We start from the raw sequence: 13,972 nt of genomic DNA, 5'->3' as shown, positions 1-13,972 counted from the left end.
TGTTAACTACAAAGAGGTGATAAAATGCCTTTATTTAAATATGAAGCAATGAATAAAAAAGGGGAAAAAATACATGGAGAGTTTATAGCTAATAATAAAAGTGAAGTTTTGGCAATGATAAGAGAAAACAATTATTATCCTATTTTAGTTCAAGAAAAAAGTTCTAAAAAAGAAATCGAATTTTCTCTTAAATTAAAAAAAGTAAAAGCAAAAGATCTAGCTATATTTTGTAGGCAGCTTTGTACACTTTTACAAGCAGGAATGGATATATTAAATTCTATAAATGTACTAAAGAAACAAACAGAAAACAGTAAAATGAGAAAAAGTCTTCAAGTTGTATATGAAGAGATTCAAAAAGGGGTTTCATTATCCCAGTCATTAAAGAAGTTTGAAGATGTATATCCACCTCTTCTTATTAATATGATAGAGGCGGGAGAGGAAACAGGAAGACTAGATGTTATTATAGAAAGAATGTCCAAGCACTATGAAAGAGAAAATAAGATAAATAATAAGCTAAAAATAGCATTAGTTTATCCAATAATATTAATAATTGCTAGCATAACTGTAGTTACTTTTTTATTAACCTATGTAATGCCAACCTTTATAAGTATGTTTGAGGGAAACAATGTAGAACTTCCTGGCCCTACAAAAGTAATAATAGCTATGAGTAATGGAATAAAATTATATTGGTATCTAATATTATTATTTATAATAATTATTATTTTAATCATTAGATCTTTATTAAAAAGAGAGAATGGAAAGATTAAGTTTGATAGTATAAAGTTAAAAATGCCTCTTATAGGAAATACATTTATTAAAATTATTTCAGCTAGGTTTACAAGAGGACTTGCTACTGTTTTAAGTAGTGGTATTACAATGATAAGTGCTATTGAAATAGTCTCTAAAATATTAGGGAATTCTTTAGTTGAGAAACAGCTTATGAATTCTAGGGAAAAGGTGGTTAAAGGCATAACTTTAGGAGAGGCTATAGGAAATATAGAAAGTTTGCCACCAATGGTAAATGCTATGATAAAAATAGGAGAAGAATCTGGTGCTTTAGATGAGGTTTTAGATAAAACAGCTGATTTTTATGAAGAAGAAGTTGAGCAAGCTCTAACCAAAATGACAGCCATAATAGAGCCAATTTTAATTTTAATCATGGGATTAATAATAGGTTTCATAGTAATAGCAATGGTTATGCCTATGTTTGATATGTATAATGCTATATAGTTAAGGAATTTACATAACAGTTACATGCAAATTTCATTATTATACAATTTATTTAAGTAAATGGGTTTGTTGACATATTAATATATAAAGTACAAGTAGTTGAGGAAAAGTGGAATAATTAACATGTAATTAAACAAGTGAGCCATTTAATAAAATTAAATGTTAGAAAATTTTAAAAATTGATTTAAAATAAAATGTTAAAATAAAGTTTTAACTTTTGTTTAAATATTATTTATCAAAAGGGAGGATCAATTTTATGAGAGAATCAAGAAGAATTTCTAAAAAGAAAAAAGGGTTTACTCTTATTGAGCTTATTATTGTAATAGCTATTTTGGGGATATTGGCATTTATTGTAGTCCCTAATTTTAAGGGACATAAGGATGATGCTAAAGATTCTGCGGATCAAACAAATGGTAAGATAATAGCAGATGCCGCTGCAATGGCAATTACAAAAGATACAATTGAATTTAAAGACAAAAAGTATGTTGGAACTAAGGGAGAAAACATACAGTATACCCCAGAAGAAAAAAACGGACCAGGACCAAAAGTAGCTGAGGCTACTGAAATAACAGAACAACTGGATTCAGTGCCTAAAGCTAATACAAGTGATGGAGATTTTTATATAAAAATAGATGAAAATGGTAAAATAATTGTATCTGTAAATGAAAAAAAAGGGAGCTTAGAGTATAAGCAAGTATATCCCAAACAGGAGACCAACCCCTAAATTTCTAATAATAAAATTTAACATGAGTTTTTTATTTACTATTTGTATATAAATAAGTATGGCTGCTTTAAATTTATATGAAAGTACAAGATGGAAATAAGGGCAGTATAAAATAAAGTATCCTATATAAGCACAGTAGTGATTTTTATATTACTACTGTGTAAGATTTACTTATAGAAAAACGAGGTGCACAATATGTTTGATAATAAGTTTGTGTCTTTTGATATTGGTACTAAAAATATAAAAATAATTGAAGCAAGATTAATGGGGAAGAGTAAGAAGATTATAGTTGATAAAGCTGTGCTTATTGATACTCCTGAAAATTCTTTTAAAGATGGAAAAATAAGTGATATTGATACTATAAAAGAGGTTATTGATTCTACTTTGAGAAAAGATGATATTAAAGCTAAAAAGGCATTTTGTGTTTCTAAGAGTACAGCTGTTATTAATAGAATTATTACGCTTCCCCTAGCAAAGGATAAAGAGTTAGAAGAATTAGCAAAATATGAAATAGAACAATATCTTCCTATAAATTTAGATGAATATATTGTTAAATATAAAAAAATAGAAGATTTTGAAGCATTAGATGAAAAAATGTGTAGTATTAGCGTTACAGTATACCCGAAGAATACTGCAAAAGGGTATTGGAATCTTATGAAGGAATTAAAATTAGATCCTATGGCCTTAGATGTTAGTTTTAACTGTATTGCAAAGCTTTTAACATATAGTCCAGATACAGTAATAAATAAGAAGAATTATAGATTAGAAGAAACTGCTGCAGTTATAGATTTAGGACATGATTTTATTGAATTAAGCATAATTTCAGGAGGCAAACTTCTCTTTACAAAAATTCTCCAGGGAGGGGGAGGCTATCTTGATGCTAATATAGCAAGTCAACTTTTTATAGAAGAAAATGATGCCGAAGAAAAAAAAATACAATTATGTGATTTAAATGAGGAGAGTAACTTAAATTATCCAGAGGCTGAAATGATAAGATACTGTGCCAAGATAGTAGTAGAAAGATGGGTAAGAGATATAGAAAGGATGCTAGATTATTTTAAAAATAAAAATAAAGATAAGACTATAAGTAAAATATATATTTATGGAGGGAGTAGCAATATAAAAGGAATAGATAGATTTTTAGAGAATATTTTACATATACCTGTAGAAGTCATAAATCAAATAAACAGTATTGCCATGGATAATGATGATATAGATATAAAAATGATTTTAAATGCTATTGGAACTATTATTAGATTATAGTAGGTGAGAATATGAATGATTTTAATTTTTTTGAGCCTTTTTTTGAAGAAAAAAAGAAGTTAAACCTTAAATTTACTTATGTGATTATTTCTATATCATTTATTGTATTATTAATATCAGCAGCTTATTTATACACTGTCTTTAAGATAAATTCTTTAGATAATAACCTTGCAAGACAAAAAGATGTGTTAGCTTCTAAGGAACTTAAAGAAGCTTCACAAAAATTAAGTATTAAACAGAAAAGACTGAATTTATTGAATAATTATTATAATGTAGTTGAAAAAGTGGACAAGTCTGTCCAAAAAGAGGATAAAATAGATACTAATTTTATAAAAAATATATCTAATGAAGTTCCACAGAAAGTTACTTTTCAAGTTATGAATATAAGCGATACTGTTAATATACAAGGGTCATCTCAGGATAGAGATTCTATTGGTGAATTTGAGTTTAATCTTAAAAAGACTGACATGTTTAAAGAAGTACATATAGCTAACATAATAGCTAAAGAAGAAGGAGCGGGTTATACTTTTAACATAATATGTTCCTTTAAGGAGGAGAACAATAATGAAACTAAGTAATAGAGAAAAGATTTTAATCATAATTTTTCTTGTTGTTATACTGCTTCTTGGAATTTATAAATTTTTATTAAGTCCTAGATACCATAAAATAAGTGAATTAAAGAAAAGTGTAAATAAGAATTATGAGGAAATAGAAAAATTAAAAAGTAATGCAGTGAATGAAAAGAAAATTAATAAAGATATAGCAATTATAAATGCTAAGATATATGGAAGTGTTGTAGAGTTATTTCCTTCAATAAAAGAAGAAAAAATTATAGTTATATTGAATGATATGATAGAAAAAGCTGGTATAGAGTGTAATTCTATTACAATGGCTAAACCAGAAGTTGTAAAATTGAAACAAGAATCTAAGAAGAATAATAGTACTAAATTTATATTAAAAGATATTGTAGATGAATATTCTAAGATAGATACAAATAAAGAAAGTAAAGATACCCCTTTAAATAATAAAAAAGATAGTAAAGTCAATGAAAAAGACAAAAATGATAAAACTAAAAAGATAGATATACAAGCTGAAAAAATGGTTATTAATATTAATTACAAAGGCACATTTACAAATGTCATGGATTTTATTGACAATATAACAGAATACGATAAAAGAATAATAATAAAAAACGTAGGTATTGCTGCTGATGGAGATAAGCTTGCTGGAAATTTAACTCTTCAATTCTATTCTGTACCTAAATTTTCTGTAGAAGGTGACGGTGAATATTTAAATTGGGATTTTAAAAATCAATATGGAAAAACAAATCCTTTCTTTGATAATGGTATTTTAAAAACAAAAAATAATACAGATAGCAATGAGAAAACGTCAAAACAAAGTTTATCTAAAAAAGAGTACGATTTTGGAGTTAATGTAGTACCTATAAGTTCTGATTTACCTACAACAATTATGGGGAAAATGGGGGACGGTTCTAAAAAATCTTATATAATTTCAGATTCACCAGGTATTGAAAATATAGAGATTTATTTTACTAAAAAAGATGAAAAATATTATTATAAATATAAAAATAGCAGAGAATATTACCCAGGAAATTTTAATGGAACAGGGGAAGAATTTGTCACAATAGGAGATACAATAAATATATCTGTTCTTTCATGTAATAGAAACTCTACTGAAGATAATACAGGAGCTAATTTAAAAATATACAATGAAACAGATAAAGAGGTTGTAGTAGACATAAAGTATGATGATAATAAAAAAAATAGAATAAGTGTTTTTAAGGAAAGTGGAAAAGTTACAGTAAACAGGAAGTAGTAAATGGAGGAGAAAATGAAAAAGAAAAAAGGTTTTACTCTTCTTGAAATTGTTATAACTCTTGCTATATTAGGAATAATAATTGCTCCCATATCAAATTTAGTTTTTACTTCAGTTAAAACTGCAAAAGCTTCAGAAGATAAACAAAAAGCTACTAATTTGGCACAAAAGTATATAGAGCAAATAAAAGGCGGAGATGTAACAGTAATAAAAGATGAAGAAGCTAAGTATGATGAAGGAAGGTTTTGGGTTAATTGTTCTGTAAAACCTGTAAAAGGGTACGAATTTAAACAATCATTAATTAATGGATCAAATGGAAGTGACAGTATAATTTGTGATTATGAATTTACATTTCCGAAGAACAGTCTAATTATCAATTCACTTAATAGATTAGATAATAGGATAATATTTTCACCACAGAATATTACCAAACCATATATAGGTATTAATATCCAAAATAGTAACGTAGAAAAGTATAATATAGATTTTACATTAAAAGATGGAGATGAAGAAAAACAAAGTGTAACAGTAAGTAAAAATATTGATGAAAAAGAAAACAAAATAAAGATAAGGTTTAATATTTATAGAGAGCTTAAAGAAAAAGTTATAATTGATACGAGTAATGAAACTGGAAGCATATTAGAATTGTACTTTGTTAAGTTTAGTACTATAGAAAAAGATCCAGAAGTTAAAGTTATAAGTCATAGTGGAGTAACAAGGCAGTATAAGGAGATTTTAAAAGTTGAAGATGATTCAAGTAGTGAAAACGCTACAAATAATAGAATTTATAAAATTACCGTAGAAGTACAAAACAAAAAAACAGGTGAATCTTTAATTGTATATAAAGGTTATAAAACGTTTTTGAAATAAGGAAGGATAATATGAAAAATAAATTTAAAGTTAAAAAAGGTTTTTCACTTGTTATGGTACTAGGAGTTTTAAGCATATTAAGTATTTTAGGATGTGCAATTCTTTCTTTAACAATGTCTAGCTATAAGATGAGAACAATGAATGGAAATCTAAATACTAATCTTTATGCTTCAGAAGCGGGGGTAGATAAAGCTTATGGAATTATGGGAAAAGTGGTAGATGAAGCTATAAATACTGGTAATGAAGAAGTGAAAAAAGCTCAAGAAAAGCTTCAAAAAATTATAGAAAAGGAGAGACTAAAACGTATCTCTGATAAGAACTATGAGAGCCCTTATTTTAATAGGGATGGTTCTATAAATGAAGAAGAAATAAAGAGGTTTGAAAACAATATTTTTGGAACTTCTTATAAAAAGTATATAGAAGATAATATTTGTAAAGAACTTACCAATAATGACAACTATGAATTTGATGAAAATGGTGATAAAGAAAAATTTAATAGTGAAGGAACAAAACCAAAAATAAGTTTTTCTACAGAGGATAATGATGATATAGGGTGGAAATTTTCACAGGATAATAAATTGAAGGTTGGAATTACATCTACATTTTTACATAAAAAATTAGAAAGAAAGGTAGCATGTCAGTATCAGATAAGTGTTCCAGATTACAAATCTGTTTATTACATAGAAAATAAAGTTATGAAACTTCCAGAAAACCTAATTTTCCTAAAAGGGTTAGCTGTGGATGGTGACATGATAGCGGATTCTACTGATGTTAAAGTAAAAGGTGATGTATTCGTAAAAGGAAAAAATGTAGGAGAAGATGGACAAGTTATTGATAAAAAAAATACTGAAAGTGGAATTATAGTAAAAGGAAATAATTCAAAAGTATCTATTTTAGGTAACGTATCTTCAGCTCAGAATATACTTTTGAGCGGAGAAAACAATAAATTTAATATTAATGGAGATGCTTATGTTAAAAATGCAATTATAGATTCACAATCAGAACAATGTCAAATGAATGTGAATAAAGAAAGTAATTTTACAGGAAGCCTTTATACTATGGATGACTTAGAACTAAATGGAGAAAAATCTCATATAAATATAGAAGGTGGTTTTTACGGTGTTAGTGATGGAAAAGATTCAAAGGAAAGTAATCAATCTAGTTCTATAGTAATTAATTCTGAAGATATAGGAAAGGGCTCGGCAATAAACATACAATCTAAAGGGAAAAAGGATGAGGTTTTAATTGCTGGTTCTTCATATATAAAGCTTTATAATGAAGAATATCAAACAGGAGAATCGGTTTCTATTAAAGGAAATTATAAAGCGTATACTATGCCACTTATAAGTGGTAAACCTGTAACTCATAAGGGTGGGAAAAGTTTAATAGAAGATAATGTAGAGTTTGAATATAAGGCCCCGCTTACCCTAGTTACTAAGTTTGCTGATGGGGTAGATATGAATGTTTTTGATAAAAGTGACTATTTCAAAGCTTACTTTGAAGACGAGGCATATAATAATGATGAAGACTATAAATTAAGTCTTGGAGGTGAAGGGGTAAAAATAAATAAAATAAATTTTAATATAGGTGATGTGCTATCAAATAGTTTAGGAAACAAAGTAGAAGGTAGTAATTATAGCTTAGGAAAATATAGTGAGCTTTTAGATAAAGCTAATGATTTAAAAAGAAATATATTTTATATGGGAGATTTACCTATAGAGAAAGAATATGTTAATAACACTACTAGAGTTGTAAAGATGGTAAGTGACAAAGTAGATTTTAATAAAATGACTAATACAATTAAAGGAAGAAATGCAGATGGTAGTGTGGATTGTAATTCTAATTTTATATTATTAAATAATAATCCTAATAAATCTTATGTTTTTTATTGTGAAGGAGATAAGGATATTCCTATAGGTGGGGACAAAGAATTAATAAAAATTAATAAAAACAAAGGTAATGGAGAATTTGGAGGAATTATTTTAACTAATGGAGATGTTTGTTTTTGTGGAAATTTAAAGTTTAAAGGCAGCATAATTTGTGGAGGAGATATAAAATTTCTAGGAAACAGTTTTAAAGAAATAAATTATGATGAGGATTATGTGAAAAGATTAATAGCATATAATTACTCAGATTTTCAGAAAGTGTTTAATGATAATATAAGAGATAAGTTTTTTGAAGTAGAAACAGATATTACTGTAAACTTAGATGAAAATACAAAAACAGATGTTGTAAGGGAAAAATTAATAAAAAGGAAGTCATGGAAAATATTAAAATAAAAAATAAAATTAGAAAAGGTGTTCAAAAAATGAAGGACACAAAAAAAGGAATTACACTAATAGAATTAATTATAGTAATAGCTTTAATAGGTATTATTTTAATACCTATTTCTAACTTTTTTTTAACGAGCTATAGTAACTTACATAAAGTTGATAAAGAAATAGAGTTACAATCTCAAGGAGAAAAAGCTCTTGAGAAATTTGTGAAAATAAGTATGATGTCATCAGGAATTCAATCTATAAAAAGAAACAATGAAGAATTGAATTTACAAAAAAAATGTACTAGTATTGATAGAATTGTATTAAAAAATAGCAGTGCATCTTCTGAAGAGGAAGATTATGATGTTTTTCAACTTATAGATAATAAACTTTGGTATGTAAGAGGGGAAAAAGATTTAGATGCTACTAAAATGGGAAAGGTCATAGGAGAGAATATATCTTCTATAAATGTAGAGGAAACTAAAAATTTAAAAGAAGCAGAGGGGATTTATTTAGTAATAAATCTTAGTTACAAAGATGTAAAATCTGTTGTGGAGAGCAAGGTTTATTTTAGAAATAAATAAGATTTTTGACTTTGGATATGGTTTTTGATACATCTGAAAGTATTAGGATGGTTAGACATGGGATAAAGAGTAAAAGGTCTAAAGTTTTACTGTAATAGCTTTAATTTATGTAAAATTACAAAGAAAGGTTTGAAATCTGAGGGGATTGTTATGAGGAAAAAAAGACTATTAGTGTTTTTTATTATGGCTATTTTTATTATAGCTGAAATTGGAACAACTAAAGTATTTGCATTAAATAATAAGGTAACAATTAAAAATTTATATAAATCACAAGAAAATTTGATAGAAGTTAAAAGAAATTTGAGTGGAGATAGATTTGATTCAGGAGAAAAATTCAATGTGAATTATAAAATAAGTCCTAAGCCTATTATTGATGAAAATCATGAAAACAAAGATAAAGAAATAGTTTTAGTCTTAGATACTTCTGGTAGTATGAATAATAAAATTTCTCAAAATTCTAATGAAACCAGATTAGATAAAATGAAAAGTACGCTAAAACAATTTATCTCAAAATTTAATAAAGAAGATATAGAAAGTGGTAAGGTAAAGATAAAACTTATAGGATATAGTAGTTATGTAAATTTCCAGTGTGATGTTAAGGAATTGAACAAATATTTAACTATTAATGAGAAAAATATAAAAGAAGCTTGTAATTTATTAAATATTGATAGAAATGAAATATACAGTAGTTATTATTATGAAAATGAATTTTTTTTATGGGATAGGTATAGGCATGCTTATAAAAATATGTCTACAGGTAAGATATATGATGTACAATTATGTGGAGAAAGTGAATACTATAGAAATAAAGATAAAAAACAGTTTTACATAAGAGATAAAAATTTAAGAGAGTATTTTAATTATTCTGAAGGGCATTGGTATGGATATAGACCAGTAAAAACTATATATGATTTGATTCTTTCAGAAGGAGGAACCAATATAGGAGATGGACTTAGAAAAGCTTATTATTCATTGAGTAAAGCAGATAAAGATAAATATATAATTTTAATGACAGATGGAAATCCTACTGCTTTTACAGCACAAAAAGAATCGGTGAGTTTTACTGAAGGGAATAATGGCTATGTATTATATGGAAAACAAAACGAACCTATAATTAATTGGCGTAAAATAGGGTTTAGAAATATACTTAGATGTAGGTATGAAGAGGATAATAATGGTGAGGTGACTTATGTAATAAACTATGGAGAAAATGATAGAAGTGGATTAAGTCTTGGTTATGCAAATTTGATAGGGAGAGTTATTAATAAAGATAAGAATATTCAAAGTTTTATTGTTGGGCTAAGTCAAGAAGTGAATCCTTATAATCTTACGGAGATAGCAAGAAATACAGGTGCTTCTAGGTATTATGCTAAAAATATGAATACAGTAGAAGAAATTTATAAGCATATTGGAAATATAGTACAATCAGATATTACTGGAGAAGTATATTTTGAGGAGTCTATTCCAGAAGGTGTGGAAGTTGTATTAGATGACCTTCCTCAGTGGATAAACTACGATAAAAATTCTAGAAAACTAAGTGGAGTTTTAAAAGTAAGCTATACTAAAAATGAAAAAGGAGAGTATATAGCCTCACCAATTGATTTTTCTATAAGTTTATTTGGAGTTAAACCTAAGCAATATGAGTTAAAAGAAGGAACTGTTAAATATAAAGTTAATGATAAGATTCAAACAGTTAAAATTGACTCAAATAAATTTACAATAGATAGCTTAGCTCCTATTATAACAAAAATAGGTGTGTTTATTCCTAATAATGATGTTTCAAAGTGTATAAAGGAAGGAAAAAAAATTATAGGATCAGATAATATTACCTATAATGATATTGATGCTGTAGAGAACATGAGACAAACTATAGGGGTATTGATTAATGCCAATAGAAGTAGATCAAAGATGGCTATTGATATAAGTTCAGAATACAAAAAACAGACCACTAGATTGATAATATATAAAGTATTAAAGGATGGCATAATAGATAAGAAAAATACATTTAGTTTGAATTGTACCTTAGAAGAAATAAATGATAATATACAAAATTTTATTGATGATAAGGAAGAAAATTTTATAATAACATATACAATTCTTCCTAAAAATAAAGATACAATTATAAATAATTCTATGAAAATAGATAATAAAGTTGTAGAAATATTAAGAATAAATGTGAAGGCAATGCCGAAATTAGATTGAATTTTTAATTCCGATTCACAATAAATAGGATTTTATGTTATAAAAAAAGTAGTAAATTAAATCATAAGGAGAATTTTGAAAATATATCAAAGTTCTCCTAACTTTTAATATAATAAAGGGAGTAGTTATAATGGACTATATTTTTATATTTATACTAGGGATTGTTATAGGAAGTTTTTTAAATGTATGTATATATAGAATACCGAGAGAAGAATCTATAGCATATCCACCATCTCATTGTACAAGCTGTGGCAATAGATTAAAATTTTATCATTTGATTCCTGTAATAAGTTATATATTTTTAAAAGGAAAGTGCGGTTATTGTGGGGAGAAAATAAGCATTAGATATCCAATAATGGAGATTTTTACGGGATTTATTTTTGTAATATTATATAGTTTTTATGGATTTACATTAGAATTTGTGAAGTTTTTACTATTTTCATGTTTTTTAATAGTAGTAGCTATAATAGACATGGATACTACAGACATATATTTTAAAACAACAATAAGTGGAATAATAGTAGGAATAATTTTTATTTTAATAAATTATATTAGAGGATATTATGTAAGTACATATATTATAGGTGGATTAATTGGAGGAGGATTTATAGCTCTAATTATACTTATAACTAAAGGTATGGGGTGGGGAGACGCTGAAATATGCCTACTATGTGGTTTGTATTTAGGATGGCAAAAGACAATTTTGATGATATTTTTAGCTGTAGTATTAGGAGCTATAATTGGTATTTTACTTATAATTACTAAGAAAAAAAGCAGAAAAGATTATATTCCATTTGGTCCATATATAGCTATAGGGGCATTTATATCAATGATTTATGGCCAGAAAATAATTATGTGGTACTTGATATAGGAACTAGATGTTAGGGTTTAGGTGATGTGGAAAAAAGTTTGGTTAAGTTTTTAACAGAATTGTTTAAAATAAAAGAGCAATTTAAAAATATAGAAAAAAATTTTATGGTATAATACCTTAGTAAACGGTTACAACAAAGGAAAGTAGTATATTACATAGTTAAGGTAATTTTGTTAATTAATAAACAATTGTAGAAATAGTCTTAAAATTATGATAATATGTATGCAAGAAAAGAAATTGGTCGTACCACCAGGCCATAATACCAATCTTGAAATATTTTCGAAGAGTTTGGGGAGGGAAGATGATGAACATGTATGCACTTTTCTTTATTGCACTTATTCCTATCGTGTGGCTTATAGTATCTCTTGGGGTTTTAAAAATGCCAGCACATAAGACTTGTTCAGCAACTTTGGTATTGACAATAATATTAGCAATTATGGTATGGAAAATGCCAGTACTTCATGCAGTGTCAGCAGCATTAGAGGGAGTTGCTTTAGCACTGTGGCCAATAATGATAGTAATCATTGCAGCAGTTTTTACTTATAATTTATCACTACACACCAAGAGCATGGACATAATAAAAAAGATGTTATCAAATATAACTACAGATAAAAGAATTTTGGTATTAATAATAGCTTGGGGTTTTGGAGGATTCTTAGAGGCGGTTGCCGGGTATGGTACAGCAGTGGCAATACCAGCAAGTATATTAGCAGCTATGGGATTTGAACCATTATTTGCAGCAATTATTTGTTTGATTGCAAATACAGTTCCAACAGCCTTTGGAGCTATAGGAATACCAATATCTACTATGGCAAAGCTTACTGGATTAGATGTAAACGTATTGAGCTATTATGCAGGAGTACAGTTGTTCCCTTTTATAATACTTATAACATTTATATTAGTAGTTTTAACAACTAGAAGTGTAAAAGGAATAAAAGGGGTATTTGGAGTAACTTTAATATCAGGTGTTGCTTTCGCTGTACCAGAATTGCTATCAGCAAAATACATGGGAGCAGAACTTCCATCTTTAATTGGTAGTGTCTGTAGTATGGCTGCAACAATAATAGTAACTAAGATTTTTTATAAAGATACAGCGGGAAAATCAGAAGGTATAGTTAGTTCAAGCCAAGCTTTTAAAGCATGGCTACCATATATATTAATATTTATATTTATGATTTTTAGTAGTAAATTGTTCCCTAGTATAAATCATGCACTTTCAACAATAAAAACAAGTTTTAAAATATATACTGGTGAAGGTGCAGAACCTTATGTGTTTAAATGGATAGCAACACCGGGTACGCTTATAATTATTGCAGCATTTATAGGGGGAATGGTTCAAGGGGCTAAATTTGGTGAAATTGTAAATATTCTTTTCAAGACTATAAAGCAAATGACTAAATCAGCAATAACAGTTATATCAATAGTGGCTTTAGCAAAAGTTATGGGGTACAGTGGAATGATAAATTCTATAGCTACAGTATTAGCAATTGTTACAGGTTCTTTCTACCCATTCATAGCGCCAATAATAGGAGCACTTGGAACATTTGTAACTGGAAGTGATACATCATCTAATGTACTTTTCGGAAAGTTACAAGTGGATGTAGCTAATTCAATAGGAGTAAATGCTACATGGCTTGCTGCAGGAAGTGCAACAGGAGCTACAGCTGGAAAAATGATATCACCTCAAAGTATTGCAGTAGCTACAGCTGCTACAGGACTTGCAGGAGCAGAAGGAAAGATACTAAATAAAACAATAAAATTCTGTATAGGATATGTTGTTCTCTTAGGAGTTGTAGTTTATATAGGAAGTTTAATTATTAAAATGTAAAGAGAACACTAGAAAAAATTAAAAATTTGTGAATTAACGTAATAATTAGTAGAATTAAGATTTGCTAAAATGTTACAATGACTTTAAGAAGGACGAAAGTCCTTCTCAAAAAATAGATTACTGGTATGACCACTGTAAAAATTAGAAAAGTAAAATGTAAAATTAGGAGGATGAATTATTATGGAAATGATAGTATGTATTAAACAAGTGCCAGGAAGTTCAAATGTGCAGGTAGATCCTGTTACAGGAGTTTTAATAAGAGATGGTGTAGAGTCAAAGATGAATCCATATGATTTATTTGCTCTT

The 13,972-nt window shown here is 27.4% G+C and carries 11 protein-coding genes and 1 pseudogene; all 12 read left to right on the top strand.

Going from position 1 to position 13,972, the window contains the following annotated elements:
* The first annotated feature begins 24 nt into the window (after positions 1–24).
* Entirely contained in the window at positions 25–1,230 is a 1,206-nt protein-coding gene (locus OW729_RS11855; protein WP_268061730.1) for a type II secretion system F family protein, read from the top strand.
* A gap of 256 nt (positions 1,231–1,486) precedes the next feature.
* Positions 1,487–1,954 carry a type II secretion system protein gene (locus OW729_RS11850; RefSeq protein ID WP_268061729.1) on the top strand — a complete coding sequence of 156 codons (468 nt, stop codon included), beginning with the start codon at positions 1,487–1,489 and terminating at the stop codon, positions 1,952–1,954.
* Between the two features lie 195 nt (positions 1,955–2,149).
* The gene (gene pilM / locus OW729_RS11845; protein WP_268061728.1) at positions 2,150–3,217 is read left to right on the top strand and encodes a pilus assembly protein PilM; all 1,068 of its coding nucleotides are present in this window, start codon (positions 2,150–2,152) and stop codon (positions 3,215–3,217) included.
* A gap of 11 nt (positions 3,218–3,228) precedes the next feature.
* Complete coding sequence (locus OW729_RS11840) at positions 3,229–3,795, top strand: PilN domain-containing protein (RefSeq protein WP_268061727.1); 567 nt, start codon at positions 3,229–3,231, stop codon at positions 3,793–3,795.
* Positions 3,782–5,053, top strand: coding sequence for a hypothetical protein (locus OW729_RS11835; protein WP_268061726.1), 1,272 nt, complete (start codon positions 3,782–3,784; stop codon positions 5,051–5,053). The genes OW729_RS11840 and OW729_RS11835 overlap by 14 nt, the downstream gene beginning before the upstream one ends.
* 15 nt (positions 5,054–5,068) lie before the next feature.
* On the top strand, positions 5,069–5,923 hold the full coding sequence (locus tag OW729_RS11830) for a type IV pilus modification PilV family protein (protein ID WP_268061725.1): 855 nt from the start codon (positions 5,069–5,071) through the stop codon (positions 5,921–5,923).
* 11 nt (positions 5,924–5,934) lie between these two features.
* Positions 5,935–8,202: a hypothetical protein gene (locus OW729_RS11825; RefSeq protein ID WP_268061723.1), complete on the top strand. Its 2,268-nt coding sequence runs from the start codon at positions 5,935–5,937 to the stop codon at positions 8,200–8,202.
* Between the two features lie 29 nt (positions 8,203–8,231).
* The gene (locus OW729_RS11820) at positions 8,232–8,765 is read left to right on the top strand and encodes a prepilin-type N-terminal cleavage/methylation domain-containing protein (protein WP_268061722.1); all 534 of its coding nucleotides are present in this window, start codon (positions 8,232–8,234) and stop codon (positions 8,763–8,765) included.
* 150 nt (positions 8,766–8,915) lie between these two features.
* Entirely contained in the window at positions 8,916–10,967 is a 2,052-nt protein-coding gene (locus tag OW729_RS11815; RefSeq protein WP_268061721.1) for a VWA domain-containing protein, read from the top strand.
* Positions 10,968–11,097: 130 nt separating this feature from the next.
* Complete coding sequence (locus tag OW729_RS11810; RefSeq protein ID WP_268061720.1) at positions 11,098–11,838, top strand: prepilin peptidase; 741 nt, start codon at positions 11,098–11,100, stop codon at positions 11,836–11,838.
* 304 nt (positions 11,839–12,142) lie between these two features.
* Positions 12,143–13,666, top strand: coding sequence for an L-lactate permease (locus tag OW729_RS11805; RefSeq protein ID WP_268061719.1), 1,524 nt, complete (start codon positions 12,143–12,145; stop codon positions 13,664–13,666).
* 180 nt (positions 13,667–13,846) lie between these two features.
* Positions 13,847–13,972: pseudogene (locus OW729_RS11800) on the top strand (electron transfer flavoprotein subunit beta); the annotation flags it as partial.

Origin of the sequence: Clostridium brassicae (assembly GCF_026738875.1) — a bacterium.
Classification (GTDB): Bacteria; Bacillota; Clostridia; order Clostridiales; family Clostridiaceae; genus Clostridium_H; species Clostridium_H brassicae.
This window is presented reverse-complemented; position numbering and strand designations above follow the sequence as displayed.